Origin of the sequence: Comamonas endophytica (assembly GCF_023634805.2) — a bacterium.
Classification (GTDB): Bacteria; Pseudomonadota; Gammaproteobacteria; order Burkholderiales; family Burkholderiaceae_C; genus Comamonas; species Comamonas endophytica.
Genome location: NZ_CP106881.1, coordinates 3,474,317 through 3,490,521, shown reverse-complemented (window position 1 = coordinate 3,490,521; position 16,205 = coordinate 3,474,317). Strand labels below are relative to the sequence as shown.

General features: G+C 66.8%; 12 protein-coding genes and 1 tRNA gene. 6 read left to right on the top strand and 7 right to left on the bottom strand.

The genetic code is table 11. From position 1 onward, the window contains the following. Position 1: 1 nt before the first annotated feature. Entirely contained in the window at positions 2 to 1,162 is a 1,161-nt protein-coding gene (locus M9799_RS15860; RefSeq protein ID WP_231042282.1) for a DUF1513 domain-containing protein, read from the top strand. 519 nt (positions 1,163 to 1,681) lie between these two features. Here M9799_RS15860 and M9799_RS15855 read toward each other — a convergent pair. Both M9799_RS15855 and M9799_RS15850 read right to left on the bottom strand, forming a co-directional pair. After that, positions 1,682 to 2,653: a Bug family tripartite tricarboxylate transporter substrate binding protein gene (locus tag M9799_RS15855; protein ID WP_231042281.1), complete on the bottom strand. Its 972-nt coding sequence runs from the start codon at positions 2,651 to 2,653 to the stop codon at positions 1,682 to 1,684. Between the two features lie 23 nt (positions 2,654 to 2,676). Next, positions 2,677 to 3,891, bottom strand: a complete 1,215-nt coding sequence (locus M9799_RS15850; RefSeq protein WP_231042280.1) for a M20 aminoacylase family protein — start codon at positions 3,889 to 3,891, stop codon at positions 2,677 to 2,679. 102 nt (positions 3,892 to 3,993) lie between these two features. Between M9799_RS15850 and M9799_RS15845 the strand changes: the two genes are divergently transcribed. The 3 genes from M9799_RS15845 to M9799_RS15835 all read left to right on the top strand — a co-directional run bounded on the left by M9799_RS15845 (position 3,994) and on the right by M9799_RS15835 (position 8,482). Then, complete coding sequence (locus M9799_RS15845) at positions 3,994 to 4,959, top strand: LysR family transcriptional regulator (RefSeq protein ID WP_231042279.1); 966 nt, start codon at positions 3,994 to 3,996, stop codon at positions 4,957 to 4,959. Between the two features lie 106 nt (positions 4,960 to 5,065). Beyond that, entirely contained in the window at positions 5,066 to 7,360 is a 2,295-nt protein-coding gene (locus M9799_RS15840) for an FdhF/YdeP family oxidoreductase (protein WP_231042278.1), read from the top strand. A gap of 24 nt (positions 7,361 to 7,384) precedes the next feature. Continuing rightward, positions 7,385 to 8,482 carry a catalase family protein gene (locus M9799_RS15835; RefSeq protein WP_231042277.1) on the top strand — a complete coding sequence of 366 codons (1,098 nt, stop codon included), beginning with the start codon at positions 7,385 to 7,387 and terminating at the stop codon, positions 8,480 to 8,482. Positions 8,483 to 8,573: 91 nt separating this feature from the next. On the opposite strand, the gene M9799_RS15830 is transcribed toward M9799_RS15835, so the two are convergent. Then, a tRNA-Met gene (locus tag M9799_RS15830) sits at positions 8,574 to 8,650 on the bottom strand. 152 nt (positions 8,651 to 8,802) lie between these two features. Continuing rightward, positions 8,803 to 10,065 carry an NADP-dependent isocitrate dehydrogenase gene (icd, locus tag M9799_RS15825; protein ID WP_231042276.1) on the bottom strand — a complete coding sequence of 421 codons (1,263 nt, stop codon included), beginning with the start codon at positions 10,063 to 10,065 and terminating at the stop codon, positions 8,803 to 8,805. 210 nt (positions 10,066 to 10,275) lie between these two features. On the opposite strand from icd, the gene M9799_RS15820 reads away from it, so the two are divergent. Further along, a complete protein-coding gene (locus M9799_RS15820; protein WP_231042275.1) occupies positions 10,276 to 10,788 on the top strand; it encodes a DUF192 domain-containing protein in 513 nt (170 codons plus the stop codon). Positions 10,789 to 10,873: 85 nt separating this feature from the next. Here M9799_RS15820 and M9799_RS15815 read toward each other — a convergent pair whose 3' ends face one another. The 3 genes from M9799_RS15815 to xseA form a co-directional block, all read right to left on the bottom strand. After that, positions 10,874 to 13,111 (bottom strand): NADP-dependent isocitrate dehydrogenase, encoded by a 2,238-nt coding sequence (locus M9799_RS15815; protein WP_231042274.1) that lies wholly within the window; start codon positions 13,109 to 13,111, stop codon positions 10,874 to 10,876. A gap of 274 nt (positions 13,112 to 13,385) precedes the next feature. Next, positions 13,386 to 13,967, bottom strand: a complete 582-nt coding sequence (locus tag M9799_RS15810) for a Fe-Mn family superoxide dismutase (RefSeq protein ID WP_231042273.1) — start codon at positions 13,965 to 13,967, stop codon at positions 13,386 to 13,388. A gap of 202 nt (positions 13,968 to 14,169) precedes the next feature. Then, positions 14,170 to 15,480 (bottom strand): exodeoxyribonuclease VII large subunit, encoded by a 1,311-nt coding sequence (gene xseA, locus M9799_RS15805; RefSeq protein ID WP_231042272.1) that lies wholly within the window; start codon positions 15,478 to 15,480, stop codon positions 14,170 to 14,172. Between the two features lie 89 nt (positions 15,481 to 15,569). Between xseA and M9799_RS15800 the strand changes: the two genes are divergently transcribed. After that, complete coding sequence (locus M9799_RS15800) at positions 15,570 to 16,196, top strand: MotA/TolQ/ExbB proton channel family protein (protein ID WP_231042271.1); 627 nt, start codon at positions 15,570 to 15,572, stop codon at positions 16,194 to 16,196. Positions 16,197 to 16,205 lie beyond the last annotated feature (9 nt).

Below are 16,205 nucleotides of genomic sequence, written 5' to 3'. Positions count from 1 at the left end.
CATGGGTGAATCGATGCACCGCAGGCAGTGGCTGCTGCAGGCACTGGGCTGGTCGATGCTGCCAGCGTTCCCGCTGGCCGCGAGCGCGCAGATCCGCGCCGACAATTCAACATTGCCCCGCTTCATTGCCGCCTGGCAAGCCAGCGGCCAGCAGCATATCGGCCAGCTGGCCTGGTCAAGCGCTACCGCCAGCAAGCCGCAACTGCGCCCGCTGCACACCCTGGAAGTGCCCACGCGCGCCCATGCCCTGCTGCAGGAGCCATCGGGCGCGATCGTCTCCGTGGCGCGCCGGCCCGGCGACTGGCTGGTGCGCTGGCATCCCGGCCAGGAGCCGCAGTGGCTGTGGATCGAAGCCGACCGCGTCTTCAACGGCCATGTGCTGGCCAGTGCCGACGGGCGCCACATCTACACCACCGAAACCGATCTCGCCGACAGCCAGGGCCTGATCGGCGTGCGCGACGCACGCAGCCTGGAGAAGGTGGCCGAATGGCGCACCGGCGGCATGGACCCGCACCAGCTGCTGCTCGACGGCGACGGCAGCCTGATCGTGGCCAATGGCGGCATTCCGACCCAGCCCGAGACCGGCCGGCGCAAGCTGCGTCTGGACCACATGGACTCCTCTGTGGTACGCCTCGCGCCGCAATCGCAGGGCGAAACGCTGGGCCTGTGGAAGCTGGACGATCCGCGCCTGAGCCTGCGCCATCTGGCCTGGGGCAAGGCGCTGCGCCCGGGCGCGGCGCGGCGCTGGCTCGGCGTGGCGCTGCAGGCCGAGCACGATGATGCCGAAGCCAAGCGCCAGGCGCCGGTGCTGGCGGTGTTCGACGGCGAGGCGCTGCGCGCGGTGCCGGCGCCGCAAGCGCTCAATGGCTATGGCGGCGATATCGCCTTCACCGGCCGCGGCTTTGCCGTCAGCTGCCCGCGCGTCGATGGCGTGGCGCTGTTCGGCCCCGGTGCGCCGGGGGCGCAGATTGCCTGGCAAGGGCTGCATGCGCTGCCGGGCGCCTACGCGCTGGCGGCGTCGCCCACGGGCCCGCAGCTGTGGGTCGGTGGTGGCGATCAGGCCGAAGGGCTCGACGCTGCAGGGCAGCTTGCAAGCCTGGCACCCGCCGAACTGGGTACGATCCAGTTGGACAACCACTGGCTGCGCGCGCAGCACGGCTGAAGCACAGTGCGACTGGCGCGCCGCCTGTCGCGCCAGATCAGCCGGACTGCAATGGCGCAGGCTCCTACAGCGGCCGGGAGTACCGGATGACGTCGGCAACAGGATGAAAAGCGGACACTTGCAGGATCACATTCCCTGCATAGCCGGTCATGGACTTCCAACACGCATCGCCACTTCCACCCTGCGCCATTTCCTTGCAAGGCCTGGACACGCACATTGCCACGGGCCTGGGGGCATGGCAAACCCAGTCCCAGGTCGCACTGCGCGACTTCGCTCCCGGTTCGGTGGCTGTCAGCCAGACGGCCGGTGCGCCGATGCATATGCATGAATGGCATGTGCGCAGCACCCCTATGCCACAGTGGTCCTAGGCGTATGTCGCCACTTGCAGCAGCTTGTCACTCCGCAGTTTCGGAATTCAGAGAAAGTGATCGCCTGGTGGGCATCGGCGTGCACGTGGAGTCGCCGGCCCACTGAAGCGGCGTCAGGCGCAGGCCCTGCCCAGGCTGTCGCCTCTCCCCATCAATCCTTGATATTGGCGAATTTCACCAGCTCCGCATACTTCTTTCCATCCTGCTGGATGACGGCGGAGATATCCTCGTTGCCCGTCGCAGGCACCAGGCCGCCGTCCTCGAGCCGGCGGCGGTAGGCCGGATCCTGCAGCCGGGCGCGCAGGGCAATGCGCAGCCGCTCGGCAATCTCCTCCGTCAGGCCGCGCGGCGCGGCCAGCGAGAGCCATCCGGTCAATTCGTAGCCGGAAAGCGCGGGATGCTCGGCAATGGCCGGCACATTGGGCGCCGCCGGGCTGCGCTTCGCCGATGTGACACCCAATGCCACCAGGCGGCCATTGGCGACAAAGGAATTGGCGGCCGTGGTCGTGATCATCGCGAAGTCCAGATTTCCACCCACCAGATCGGTCAGCAGCGGCGCGGTGCCGCGGTAGGGGATATGGCTCATGAAAAGGTTGCCGCGCTTTTTCAGCAGCTCGCCGGCGAAATGCAGCGTGGAGCCCACGCCCGAGCTGCCGTAGCTGTATTTGCCCGGGTGCTTCCTCACCAGCGCCAGGAACTCGTCCATGTTCCTCACGCCCAGCTTGGGGCTGGCGACGAACAGCACCGGCGAATCGCACACCATGCCGATATGGGTGAAGCCTTTGACGGGATCGTATTTCTGCGCCGGGTTGACATGCGCCGTGGCGCAGAACTCGTTGCTCGAGCCGACCATCAGCGTGTAGCCGTCGGCCGGCGCCTGCGACACGCGCTGCGCGGCAATGACGCCGGCCGCTCCGGAGACGTTTTCCACGGTGACGATCGCGCCCGGCAGCTTGGCTGCGAGGTAATCGGCCGTCGCGCGGCAGGCGAGATCCACGGAGCCGCCGGGCGCATAGCCCACCACCATGTTGATGGGCCGGCCCGCGGGCCACGCGGTCTGGGCATGCAGGGCCAGGGGACTGGCAGCCAGGGCGCCAAGCAGGGTGCGTCGTGTGAGGTTCATGGGGTCACCAAGGAAGAAAGGGATCAGGCGGCAGGCGCGAGGAAGCTCCGCACCAGCTGCACCCAGTAGCTCGAGGCAATGGGCAGGATCGCGTCGTTGAAGTCGTAGCCGGGGTTGTGCACCATGCAGCCGCCGGTGCTGTGATGGCCGCCCTCGCCGTTGCCGACGATCAGGTAGCAGCCGGGCACCTGCTCCAGCATGAAGGAGAAATCCTCGCTGCCGGTGAGCGGCTGCATGTCCGGGATCAAGGCCTCCTCGCCCAGCCAGTCGGCGGCCACGCTGCGCGCAAGCTCCGTGGCGGCGTGGTCGTTGATCAGCGCCGGATAGCGCCAGTGGTAGTCGACTTCCGCACGCACCCCGAGCGTCACGGCCTGCGCCTGGACCACCTCGGTGATGCGCTCGCGCAGCCGCTGGCGCACCTCGGGGCGGTAGGCGCGCACCGTCAGGCGCATCTGCACGCTATCGGGGATCACGTTCGGGGCATTGCCGCCGTGGATCGCGCCCACGCTCACCACCGCCATCTCGCGTGGGTCGGTGTTCCTGGAAACGATGGTCTGCAGCGCCACCACGATATAGGCCGCGGCCACGACCGGGTCGGCCGCCTGGTGCGGCGCAGAGCCATGCCCGCCCTGGCCCTGCACGGTCACCGTCACGGAGTCGGAAGACGCCATGAACGAGCCGCCGAGAAAGCCGAACCTGCCCACCGGGAAACCCGGCATGTTGTGCAGCGCGAAGACCATGTCGCAGGGGAATTTCTCGAACAGGCCGTCCTCGACCATATGCCGGCCGCCGCCAAGCCCTTCCTCTGCGGGCTGGAAGATCAAATGCACGGTGCCGTCGAAATCCGTCGACTGGGCGATCACGCGCGCAGCGGACAGCAGAATGGCGGTATGGCCGTCATGGCCGCATGCATGCATCTTGCCCGCATTACGGCTGGCATAGGGCAGGCCCGTTTCCTCGTGGACCGGCAGCGCATCCATATCGGCGCGGATGCCAATGGCACGCGGGCTCGTGCCGCGCTTCAGCGTCCCGACGACACCGGTGCCGCCAAGCCCGCGGTGCACGCTGAAGCCCCAGCGGGCCAGATTCTCAGCGACCAGATCGGCGGTGCGGAACTCCTCGAAAGCCAGCTCCGGGTGGGCATGGATGTCATGGCGCAAGCGCACCATCTCGGCGGCGGTGTCTTGGATGGCCGGCAGGACTTTGTCTGCCAGTGCGAATTCAGGTAGGGGATGCATGTTTTAAGTGTATGCATCGATGCTTGTTTGCTATAGATAGGCAAAGCCGTTCAATGACAGGAACCACCATTCAGTTGTCTACCGCGGTGATAAGGTCGCCTCATGACACTCACTCAATTGCGCTATCTGGTGGCGCTGGGCGCCGAAGGCAGCATCCGGGCCGCAGCGCGCTCGCTGGGCCTGGCGCAGGCCACGGTCACGCAGGGGCTGGGGGAACTGCAGGCTGGCACCGGAGTCATGCTGCTCGAGCGCCGGGGCCGCGGCGTGCAGTTCACGGCGGCCGGCAAGGAACTGCTGGAGCAGGCCAGGAGCATCGTCGGGCAGGTGGGCCGGGCGCAGGAAAACCTGGAGCGCCACCGGCAGGCCGGCGCCGAGCGCCGGCTGGCGGTGGGAGTCACGCCCTGGGTCGGCCAAACGCTGCTGGCGCCGGTCGTTTCGGCTTTCAGGAAGGCGCTGCCGCATGTGGGACTGGAATTCGTCGACGGCTTTGCCGCTCTCACCTACCCGCGGCTGCGCGAAGGCACACTGGACCTGATGATCGGCCGCATCGGCCCGGCGCACACCATGCAGGGGCTGCAGGCCGAAGCGCTGTTCCGCTACGAGATGACGGTGGTGGCGCGGGCGCAGCATCCCCAGGCCCACGCGCGCTCGCTGGCGCAGCTGCTGCAAAGCGACTGGATACTCAGCCACGGCCAGCTGGAAAACGAAAGCGTCATGCAGGACCTGTTTGGCAAGCATGGCCTGACACCGCCGCACGAGCGCATCCAGCTGGCGCATTCGGGCTGGCTGGCGCTGTCGCTGATGAAGCGTGTGGACATGTTGAGCTTCTGGCCCTGGCCGCTGCTGGAAACCGAGAACTTCAATGGCGACTTCATTGCGTTGAACCTGCAGGAGCGCTTCGCACACCACGAGGTGGGCATCGTGCGGCGCGCGCACGAGTCGGCCAGCCATGCCGCCGCGCTGTTCATCGATCTTTTCAGGCAGCAGGTGCGCCAGGCGGCGCTCAGCACCGATCCGGCGTGGAAGCGCTTTTTCTATACGCTCGACTGGCTGCCCGGCGAGAATTGAAAGCGCGCAAAGGCGCGGTCTCCTACGCTACCCGGCAGGCGAGGACGACGGCTCCTGTGTGAGAAGCCATGGACATTTGCTTGTCTTTATCTCACTTTCACACAACATGAACGCCAAAACGCCCACGTCGCCTGTGCCGCCCTACCCGCATCCCGCCGGCGGCTGGGGATCCGTGAAGGCGCTGGGCATCAGCCTCATGCGCGACGGCGCGCCGCTGGCGACCGCCAGTGCATTGCGCAAGCAGAACAAGCCAGGTGGCTTTGCCTGCGTGGGCTGTGCGTGGGCCAAGCCGGCGAAACCCCATCTGGCCGAGTTCTGCGAGAACGGCGCCAAGGCCACGGCCTGGGAGCTGACCGACAAGCGCGCCACACCCGAATTCTTCGCCAGGCACTCGCTGGCCGAGCTGCGCGGCTGGAGCGAGCTGGAGCTCGAGGGTGCGGGGCGACTCACCGAGCCGCTGCGCTACGACGCGGACAGCGACCGCTACCTGCCCGTGAGCTGGGACGAAGCCATTGCCGGCATCGGCCGGGCGCTGGCCGCGCAACGCGCCGCCGACCCGCGTGCCACGGTGTTCTACGCCTCGGGCCGTGCCTCGCTGGAGGCCAGTTACATGTACCAGCTGCTGGCGCGCCTGTATGGCAACAACAACCTGCCCGACAGCTCCAACATGTGCCACGAGAGCACCTCGGTGGCGCTGCCCGAGACCATTGGCGTGCCCGTGGGCACGGTGCGGCTCGACGACTTCGAACAGACGGATGCCATCTTCTTCTTCGGCCAGAACGTCGGCGTGAGCAGCCCGCGCATGCTGCACCAGCTGCAGGAGGCACGCCAGCGCGGCGTGCCCATCGTCACCTTCAATCCGCTCAAGGAAGTGGGCCTGGTGCATTTCGCCAATCCGCAGTCGCCCGCGCAGATGCTCACGCCGGGCGAGACCACCATCAGCACCCAGTACCTGCAGGTGCGCAACGGCGGCGACCTCGCCGCCCTCACCGGCCTGTGCAAATGGCTGATCGAAGCTGACGACATCGCGCAGGCCCGGGGCGGCGCGCGCGTGCTGGACGCGGCCTTCATCGCGGAACATACGCAGGGTTTCGGGGCCTTTGCGCAAGCCATGCGCGCCGCCGACTGGAGCGCCATCGAGCGCGGAAGCGGCCTGCCGCGCGACGCGCTCGAGCGCGCTGCAAAGACCTATGCCCATGCCACGGCGGTGTTGGGCATCTATGGCATGGGCCTGACCCAGCACCGCGAAGGCGTGGCCAACGTCCAGATGCTGAGCAATCTGCTGCTGCTGCGCGGCAACATCGGCCGGCCCGGCGCGGGCATCTGCCCGGTGCGCGGCCACTCCAACGTCCAGGGCCAGCGCAGCGTGGGCATCACCGAGAAGCCCGAGCTGGCGCCGCTCGACAGGCTGGCCGAGCTCTATGCCTTCGAGCCGCCGCGCGAGAGGGGCCGCGACACGGTCGCCACCTGCGAGGGCGTGATCGACGGCTCGGTGCGTGCCTTCGTCGGCCTGGGCGGCAACTTCCTGCGCGCCGCGCCGGACAGCCAGCGCCTGGCGGCTGCCTGGGCCGGCCTGGATCTCACGGTGCATGTGGCCACGCGGCTGAACTTCACGCATGTGGTGCCAGGGCGCGAATCCTATCTGCTGCCCTGCCTTGGCCGCATCGAAATAGACCAACAGGCCGGTGGCGCGCAGACCGTCGCGGTGGAGGATTCCACCGGGTGCTTCCATGCCTCCGATGGCGTGGCCGAGCCTGCCGTGCCCACCCTGCGCTCCGAGGCCGCGATCGTCGCCGCCATCGCCCAGGCCTGCCTGCCACCCAACCCACGGGTGCCATGGAACGACTGGGTAGCCGACTACGCCAAGGTGCGCGACGCCATCGAAGCCACCTGGCCCGATGTGTTCCAGGGCTTCAACCAGCGCTTTCGCGACCCCGGCGGCCTGCCCAAACCCAACGCGGCGCGCGAACGCAGGTGGGAAACCGACAGCGGCAAGGCGCAATTCATCGTGCCGCCACCCACCGAGCACGAGAGCGATCCCAGCGTGCTGCGGCTGATGACGCTGCGCAGCGACGACCAGTTCAACACCAGCATCTACAGCCTCGACGACCGCTTCCGCAACGTCTGGGGCACGCGCCGGGTGCTCTTCATGCATCCCCACGACATGCGCGCGCGCGGCCTGGCCGAAGGCGACATGGCGCACGTGACGACGGTCGCACACGACGGCCACCGGCGCGAGCTGGCAGGCCTGCGCGTGGTGCCCTACGACCTGCCGCGCGGCAGCGTCGGCGGCTATTTTCCCGAGTGCAACCCCTTGCTGCCGCTGCAGCACCATGCGCACGGGAGCCACGTGCCCGCGGCCAAGAACATTCCCGTGCGCGTCAAAAGCGCCGTGGCCTGATCCCCCCGCCCTACGAAAGCCGCCATGAACGAAACCACCGCACCCCGCCAGCCCCTGGCCTACCGTCCGGAGTATGAATCCCTCGAAGACGACGAGGCGCAGACCACCCGGGAACTGATGGAGGCCATGCAGCGCATCAGGGAGACCGTGGCCAGGGACGAAGGGCACGCCTTTCGCAGCGTGCACGCCAAGACGCACGGCATCCTGCACGGCACGCTGGAGATACTGCCCCTGCCCGACACCTTCGCGCAGGGCCTGTTCGCCAGGCCCGGCACGCATCCCGTGACGCTGCGCATGTCCAGCACGCCCGGCGATCTGCTCGACGACAAGGTCTCGACGCCGCGCGGTGTGGCTCTCAAGATCCTGAAGACCGAAGGCGCGCGCCTGGACCCGGCCGATGGGCTGCAGGAGCAGGATTTCCTGATGGTCAACGGCCCGGTCTTCAACGCGCCGACGGCCAGGAAATTCCTCAAGAGCCTGAAGCTGCTGGCGGCCACCACCGACAAGGCGCCCAACGCCAAGAAGCTGCTGTCGGCCGCGCTGCGCGCCATCGAGACCGTGGTGGAGAAAGCCGGCGGCGAGAGCGCCACGCTCAAGGCCATGGGCGGCCACCCGGCGACGAACCCGCTGGGCGAGACCTATTTCACGCAGGTGCCGCTGCTGATGGGACCCTACATGGCCAAGCTGTCGCTGGCGCCCGCGGCGCCGCAGCTCACCGCGCTGAAGGGTGCGCCCGTGGACCTGTCGCAGAGCACCCACGCGCTGCGTGATGCCGTCAGCAGCTACTTTGCCGCGCAGGGCGGCACTTGGGAGCTGCGCGCGCAGCTGTGCGTGGACCTGCAGCAAATGCCCATCGAGGATGCCTCGGTCGAATGGTCCGAGGGGCTCTCGCCGCATGTGCCCGTAGCGATTCTTACCGTGCCGGCGCAGGCCTCCTGGGACAACGCGCGCTCGCCCGCCGAGGACAACGAATTGTCCTTCAACCCCTGGCGCGGCCTTGAAGCCCATCGGCCGATCGGCTCGATCATGCGCGTGCGCCGCCCGGCCTATCCCGCGGGCGCGGGTTTCAGGCAGCGGTTCAACGCCGGCAGGTCGCCCAAGGCACCCGATCCGGCGGAGTGATCTGCAAGCCATCGGGCAAGCGCCCGATGCCGCAATGCAAAAAGCCCAGCAAAGCTGGGCTTTTTGGGTTCCGGCCGAAGCCGAATCAGGTTGGTTGCGCGAGGAGGATTTGAACCTCCGACCTTTGGGTTATGAGCCCAACGAGCTACCAGACTGCTCCATCGCGCGGTAATTCTTCACGCCGGGGAAGCATCACTGCAAACCCTGCGTCGATGGAGGAATTGTAGCACAGACTTTGCGCAGCTCGCGCCCTGCGCGAAACAAAAAGGCTGTTGGCGCGTTGGCAGGCAAAACTTCTTTCGGCACGCCGCGGCGTGGCATCAATCCATCTGCGCGATCATCACCTCGCCAAACCCGGAGCACGATACCTGGATCGCCCCCTCCATCAGCCGCGCGAAGTCATAGGTCACCTGCTTGCTCAGGATGGCTCTTTCCAGCGAACGGATCACCAGATCGGCGGCCTCGGTCCAGCCCATGTGGCGCAGCATCATCTCCGCCGAGAGGATTTCCGAGCCCGGGTTCACATAGTCCTTGCCCGCATACTTGGGCGCGGTGCCATGGGTGGCTTCGAAACACGCGACCGAATCCGACATGTTGGCGCCAGGCGCGATGCCGATGCCGCCGACCTGTGCCGCCAGCGCATCGGAGATGTAGTCGCCGTTGAGGTTGAGCGTCGCCACCACCGAATACTCCGCCGGGCGCAGCAGGATCTGCTGCAGGAAGGCGTCGGCAATGGAATCCTTGATCACGATGTCCTTGCCGGTCTTCGGATTAGTGAACTTGCACCACGGCCCGCCGTCGATGGGCTGCGCGCCGAACTCCTTCTGCGCCAGCGCATAGGCCCAGTCGCGGAAACCGCCCTCGGTGAACTTCATGATGTTGCCCTTGTGCACGATGGTCACGCTGGGCTTGTCGTTGTCGATGGCGTACTGGATCGCCTTGCGCACCAGCCGCTCGGTGCCCTCGATCGACACCGGCTTGACGCCGATGCCCGAAGTCTCGGGAAAGCGGATCTTCTTGACGCCCATCTCCTGCACCAGGAAATCGATGAGCTTTTTCGCCTTGTCGCTGCAGGCCTCGTATTCGATGCCGGCGTAGATGTCTTCGGAGTTCTCGCGGAAGATCACCATGTTGGTCTTCTCCGGCTCCTTCAGCGGCGAAGGCACGCCCTTGAAGTACTGCACCGGACGCAGGCAGACATAGAGGTCGAGCTCCTGGCGCAGCGCCACGTTGAGCGAGCGGATGCCGCCACCCACGGGCGTGGTGAGCGGCCCCTTGATCGAGACCACATACTCGCGCAGCACCTGCAGCGTCTCGTCGGGCAGCCAGACATCGGGGCCGTAGATGCGCGTGGACTTCTCGCCCGCGAACACCTCCATCCACTGGATCTTCCGGGCTCCGCCATAGGCCTTGGCCACGGCCGCGTCCACCACCTTGAGCATCACCGGCGTGATGTCCTGCCCCGTGCCGTCGCCCTCGATATAGGGAATGATGGGCTCGTCCGGCACGTTCAGCGACATGTCGGCGTTGACCGTGATCTTCTGGCCTCGGGCGGGCACCTGGATATGCTGGTAGCTGGTCATGGGCAAATTTCTCCGGTCATGGGGCTGAGGGCGTTCAGCGGAAATGGCCCGATGATTCTAACGACAGAGCCAAGCCCGTTTGCACCATCTCGGCGCAGGACAGCCGGCCGAATTCCTGCGCTGCAGGGTCGATGAGACTGCGCTAAGCTCGAAGCCGGCGCGCTGCCTCGCACATGCGCCCTCCCCTGCATCGTCCGGACCCTCTAAACCATGCCTGCTTCCACTGCCCGCCTTCCCCTGCTGCGCACGCAGCGCCCGCGCCGCGCGGCGCTTTCCCTTGCCGCCCTGTGCCTGGCGGCATGGCTGGGCGGCGGCGCTTCGGCCCATGCGCTGGAGGGTGCGCCGCAGCTGCATCTGCCGCGCACCGAGCTGCGCGCCGGCATGTACCGCATCGACGCCCAGGTGGCACAGTCCTTCGGCGAGCGCCAGACCGGGCTGATGCATCGCCGGCAGATGCCCGCGCACGAAGGCATGCTGTTCGTGTTCGAGCAGCCCGGGCGCCAGTGCTTCTGGATGAAGAACACGCTGCTGCCACTCACGGCGGCCTTCGTCGCCGACGACGGCACCATCGTCAACCTGGCCGACATGCAGCCGCAGAGCGAGCAGTCGCATTGCTCGGCCAAGCCGGTGCGCTATGTGCTGGAGATGAACCAGGGCTGGTTCGCGCAGAAGAAGATCGGCGCCGGCGCCAGGCTCACGGGCGCACCTTTCGTCAGCCGCTGACCGCCAACGCAAAAGGCCGCAGCCCCCCCCCCCAAGGGAGCTCCGGCCTTTTCAAATGGCCCCGCGCCAGGCGGGGCGTCAGGCATCAGGCCTGTGCAGATTCCAGCGCCTTGTTGAAGGTCTGGCTCGGGCGCATGACGGCATCCAGCTTGTCCAGCTCGGGCTGGTAGTAGCCGCCGATGTCCACCGGCTTGCCCTGCACTTCCAGCAGCTCCTGCACGATGGCCTCCTCGTTCTCGGCCAGCTGCTTGGCCAGCGGCGCGAAATGCGCGGCCAGCTCGGCGTCTTCGGTCTGCTCGGCCAGGGCCTGGGCCCAGTACAGCGCCAGGTAGAACTGGCTGCCGCGGTTGTCGAGCTCGCCGGACTTGGGACGAGGGTTCTTGTTGTTGTCCAGCAGCTTGCCCGTGGCTTCGTCTAGGGTCTTGGCGACCAGCTTGGCCTTGGCGTTGCCGTTCTTGATGCCCAGATCTTCCAGCGACACGGCCAGCGCCAGGAACTCGCCCAGCGAATCCCAGCGCAGGTGGTTCTCCTCCACCAGCTGCTGCACGTGCTTGGGAGCCGAGCCGCCGGCGCCGGTCTCGTACATGCCGCCACCGGCCATCAGCGGCACGATGGACAGCATCTTGGCGCTGGTGCCCAGTTCCATGATCGGGAACAGGTCGGTCAGGTAGTCGCGCAGGATGTTGCCGGTCACCGAGATGGTGTCCTGGCCGCGGATCACGCGCTCGAGGGTGTAGCGCATGGCGCGCACCTGCGACATGATCTGGATGTCGAGGCCCTTGGTGTCGTGGTCCTTGAGGTAGGCCTCGACCTTCTTGATCATCTCGGCTTCGTGCGGGCGGTAGGGGTCGAGCCAGAACACGGCCGGCATGCCCGAGTTGCGCGCGCGCGTCACGGCCAGCTTGACCCAGTCGCGGATCGCGGCGTCCTTGACCTGGCACATGCGCCAGATGTCGCCGGCTTCGACGTTCTGCGACAGCAGCACTTCGCCCGTCGCCAGGTCGACGATGTTGGCCACGCCGGCTTCGCTGATCTCGAAGGTCTTGTCGTGCGAGCCGTATTCCTCGGCCTGCTGCGCCATCAGGCCCACGTTGGGCACGGTGCCCATGGTCACGGGATCGAAGTTGCCGTTGGTCTTGCAGAAGTTGATGACTTCCTGGTAGATACGGGCAAAGGTCGACTCGGGAATGACCGCCTTGGTGTCCTTGGGCTTGCCGTCGGCGCCCCACATCTTGCCGCCGATGCGGATCATGGCCGGCATCGAGGCATCGACGATCACGTCGTTGGGTGCGTGCAGGTTGGTGATGCCCTTGGCCGAATCGACCATGGCCAGCTCCGGACGGTGCTCGTGGCAGGCATGCAGGTCGCGGATGATCTCCTCCTTCTTCGAGGTCGGCAGCGACTCGATCTTGTCGTAGAGATTGACCATGCCGTTGTTGACGTTCACGCCCAGCTCGTCGAACAGCTTGCCGTGCTTGGCAAAGGCTTCCTTGTAGAAGATGCGCACGGCGTGGCCGAAGACGATCGGGTGCGAGACCTTCATCATCGTCGCCTTGACGTGCAGCGACAGCATGACGCCGGTCTTGCGTGCGTCTTCGAATTGCTTCTCATAGAAGTCGCACAGCGCGGCCTTGCTCATGAACATGCTGTCGATGATCTCGCCGGCCAGCAGCGACACCTTGGGCTTGAGCACCAGCGTCTTGCCGCTGGCGGTGACCAGTTCCATCTTGACGTCGCAGGCCTTGGCCAGCGTCATCGACTTCTCGCCATGGTAGAAGTCGCCCTTGGTCATGTGCGCCACGTGGGTGCGCGAAGCCATGCTCCACTCGCCCATGCTGTGCGGGTTCTTGCGCGCGTAGTTCTTCACGGCGGCAGGCGCGCGGCGGTCCGAATTGCCTTCGCGCAGCACCGGGTTCACGGCCGAGCCCAGGCACTTGGAGTAGCGCTGGCGGATGGCCTTTTCCTCTTCCGTCTTGGGATCTTCGGGATAGTCGGGCACGGCGTAGCCCTTGCCCTGCAGTTCCTTGATCGCGCTGACCAGCTGGTGCACCGAGGCGCTGATGTTGGGCAGCTTGATGATGTTGGTGTCCGGCAGCAGCGTGAGGCGGCCCAGCTCGGCGAGGTTGTTCGGAACCTTCTGCTCGTCGGTCAGGAAATCGGGGAACTCGCCCAGGATGCGTGCCGCCACCGAGATGTCGCTGGTCTCGACGTTGACGCCCGCGGGTGCGGTGAAGGTACGCACGATCGGCAGGAAAGCGCTGGTGGCCAGGCGCGGCGCCTCATCGGTCAGCGTGTAGATGATGGTGGATTGCTGGGTGCTCATCTCTTGTCTCAGGGGTAGTGAAAAGGGTGGTCGGGCCGCCGGCCTGGCGCCAAACCTTGGGCATTGTGCGCGTCCTGCGAAAACTGTTCCAAAAATATTTTGCAACTGGTTCCCACAATGCAAAAATTCTAACCTGAGCCAACTGTTTTTTTGCCATGTCTTGTATAAGACTTGGGTATTTCCGGCATCCTCCGCAGCAGCGGACGCAAAAAAGGCCCGGCGCTTGGCGCTCGGGCCTTCGAATGGCAGCGGCAGCCTGCGCTGCCGGTCGCAATCAGGCGAAGTTGGCTTGCGCGAACTTCCAGTTCACCAGCTTGTCGAGGAAGGTTTCGACGAACTTGGGGCGCAGGTTGCGGTAGTCGATGTAGTAGGCGTGTTCCCAGACGTCCACTGTGAGCAGCGCCTTGTCGTCGGTCGTCAGGGGCGTGCCGGCGGCGCCGGTGTTGACGATGTCGACCGAGCCGTCGGCCTTCTTCACCAGCCAGGTCCAGCCCGAGCCGAAGTTGCCCACGGCCGACTTCACGAAAGATTCCTTGAAGGCGGCGTAGCTGCCCCACTTCTGGTTGATGGCATCGGCCAGCGCGCCGGTGGGCTCGCCGCCGCCGTTGGGCGTCATGCAGTTCCAGAAGAAGGTGTGGTTCCAGATCTGGGCCGCGTTGTTGTAGATGCCGCCGGACGAGCGCTTGATGATCTCCTCGAGCGTCATGGTCTCGAACTCGGTGCCCTTTTGCAGGTTGTTCAGGTTCACCACATAGGCGTTGTGGTGCTTGCCGTGGTGGTACTCCAGCGTTTCCTGGCTGTAGTGCGGTGCCAGGGCGTCGATCGCGTAAGGCAGGGGTGGCAGGGTATGTTCCATCGTGGTTCCTTGTGGTGGTTTGAATTTCTCGCATGCCAGGCCGGGCCTGGCCGCTCGCACGGCTGATGGGCACGGGCCGCTGCACTGCAGGGTGCGGTGCCGCAACAGCCATTGTAGAAAGAACCGGAGCGCATTTGCCGGGGCGCCCGCATGTTTCGCAGGAGTCCGGCACCGGCAGCGCGTTTTTTGTGGTGCGGCTTCCTCAGAGCAGCCGCGGCTGGACCACCGTGAGATCGATGTCGCCATCTGTGAGCATCGCGCGCAGCGCGTCGCCCGGGCGGGCCTGCGCCACGCGCGTCACGGCCTGCCCGTTGGCATCCGTGAGCAATGCATAGCCGCGCTGCAGCGCATGGCGCGGATCGAGCAGCTCCAGGCGCAGCGCCGCGCGCTCCAGCCGGCGCCGCTGGCTTTCCAGCCCGCGCAGCAGGCCCTGGGGCAGCTGCTGCGCGCGCTGCGCCAGCTGGTGGTCCTGCTGCTGCAGCCGCAGCTGCAGCGCATGGCGCAGGCGCTGGGCGCTGCGCGCGAGCTGCAGCTGGTTGCGGCCGATCTGCCCGGAGGGGCGGCCCAGGCGCTGCGTGGCATGGTCCAGGCGCTGCTGGTGGCGGTCGAGATGGCGCTGCGCCGCGGCCTGCAGGCGCCGCGCCTGCTGCGCCAGCTCGGCCAGCCAGCTGTCGCGCGGCAGCGAGACCATCTCGGCCGCCGCCGTGGGTGTGGGCGCGCGCAGATCGGCACAGAAATCGGCAATGGTGAAATCGGTCTCGTGCCCCACGCCGCTGACCAGCGGCACCGGGCTCTGCACGATCAGGCGCGCGAGCTGTTCGTCGTTGAAGGCCCACAGGTCCTCGATCGAGCCGCCGCCGCGCACCAGCAGGATCACATCGATCGCCGGTCTTTGCCCGGTCGGCTCCTCCTGCGCCATGCGGTAGAGCTGCGCCAGCGCCTCGCGCAGCGACTGCGGCGCCTGTGCGCCCTGCACCAGCGCCGGCACCAGCACCACGGGAATGTGCGGCACGCGCCGGCGCAGCGCCGTCACCACGTCGTGCAGCGCCGCCGCGCCCGGCGAGGTGACGAGGCCGATGCCGCGCGGCATGGCCGGCAGCGGGCGCTTGCGTTCGGCATCGAACAGGCCCTCGGCCTGCAGCTGGGCCTTCAGGCGCAGGAACTGCTCGAACCAGGCGCCCTGCCCAGCGCGCTGCAGGCTGTCGACGATCAGCTGCAGGTCGCCGCGCTGCTCGTAGATGCCCAGCTTGCCGCGCAGCTCGACGAGCTCGCCATCGCGCGGCGAGAAGTCGAGCTGCTGCGCCGCGCGCTTGAACATCGCGCAGCGGATCTGGCCCTGCGCATCCTTGATGCTGAAATAGCAGTGCCCGCTGGCGGCGCGCGAGAAGCCGGTGATCTCGCCGCGCACCGTGACGGGGTTGAAGCGCGCCTGCAGCGCATCGGCCACGGCCCGGCACAGCGCACCCACGCCCCAGACGGTGGGCCGTGGCGGCAGCTCGGAAAAATCATACATACGGCAAGACGCTTTCTAAAGATACCCGCACGCGCGCGGCGCACGCTAGGCCATAATCCCGGGCTGCAACCATCGCGTGGAGAGAGTAATTGCTGTCGATCATACAAGCCGCAGGCTGGCCCATCTGGCCGCTGATTGCCTGCTCCATCCTGGCGCTGGCGCTGGTTTTCGAACGTTTCATGGCGCTCAAGACGGCGCGCGTCGCACCGCCGCAGCTGCTCAGTGAGGCGCTGGCCGTTTCATCGCGCGGCGTGCCCGCGCCCGACGTGGTGCAGCAACTGGCGCAAAGCTCGGTGCTCGGCGAGGTGCTGGCCACCGGCCTGCGCACGCTGCACGTGCACCCCAACGCCTCCGAGGAAGAACTGCGCGCGTCCGTCGAGGGCGCGGGCCGCGCCGCGGCGCACAGGCTGGAGAGATACCTGAGCGCGCTGGCCACGATCGCCTCGGCCGCGCCGCTGCTGGGACTGCTGGGCACGGTGATCGGCATGATCGAGATCTTCGGCTCGCAAGGCGCCTCGACCACGGGCACGGGCGACCCGGCGCAGCTCGCGCACGGCATCTCGATCGCGCTCTACAACACCGCCTTCGGATTGATCGTGGCCATTCCGGCGCTGATCTTCTGGCGCTACTTCCGCGGACGGGTCGATGAATACCTGTTGGCGCTGGAGTTGTCGGCAGAACAGTTCGTGCGCCATCTGTCGCGCCTGCGCAAGTGACAGGCAGGG

Excerpts from the sequence above, each read along its gene's own strand:
- M9799_RS15820 (WP_231042275.1), top strand. The coding sequence starts at position 10,276 with ATGCCTGCTTCCACTGCCCGCCTTCCCCTGCTGCGCACGCAGCGCCCG.
- icd (WP_231042276.1), bottom strand. The coding sequence starts at position 10,065 with ATGACCAGCTACCAGCATATCCAGGTGCCCGCCCGAGGCCAGAAGATC.
- M9799_RS15845 (WP_231042279.1), top strand. The coding sequence starts at position 3,994 with ATGACACTCACTCAATTGCGCTATCTGGTGGCGCTGGGCGCCGAAGGC.
- M9799_RS15835 (WP_231042277.1), top strand. The coding sequence starts at position 7,385 with ATGAACGAAACCACCGCACCCCGCCAGCCCCTGGCCTACCGTCCGGAG.
- M9799_RS15840 (WP_231042278.1), top strand. The coding sequence starts at position 5,066 with ATGAACGCCAAAACGCCCACGTCGCCTGTGCCGCCCTACCCGCATCCC.
- M9799_RS15850 (WP_231042280.1), bottom strand. The coding sequence starts at position 3,891 with ATGCATCCCCTACCTGAATTCGCACTGGCAGACAAAGTCCTGCCGGCC.
- xseA (WP_231042272.1), bottom strand. The coding sequence starts at position 15,480 with ATGTATGATTTTTCCGAGCTGCCGCCACGGCCCACCGTCTGGGGCGTG.
- M9799_RS15855 (WP_231042281.1), bottom strand. The coding sequence starts at position 2,653 with ATGAACCTCACACGACGCACCCTGCTTGGCGCCCTGGCTGCCAGTCCC.
- M9799_RS15810 (WP_231042273.1), bottom strand. The coding sequence starts at position 13,967 with ATGGAACATACCCTGCCACCCCTGCCTTACGCGATCGACGCCCTGGCA.
- M9799_RS15860 (WP_231042282.1), top strand. The coding sequence starts at position 2 with ATGGGTGAATCGATGCACCGCAGGCAGTGGCTGCTGCAGGCACTGGGC.
- M9799_RS15815 (WP_231042274.1), bottom strand. The coding sequence starts at position 13,111 with ATGAGCACCCAGCAATCCACCATCATCTACACGCTGACCGATGAGGCG.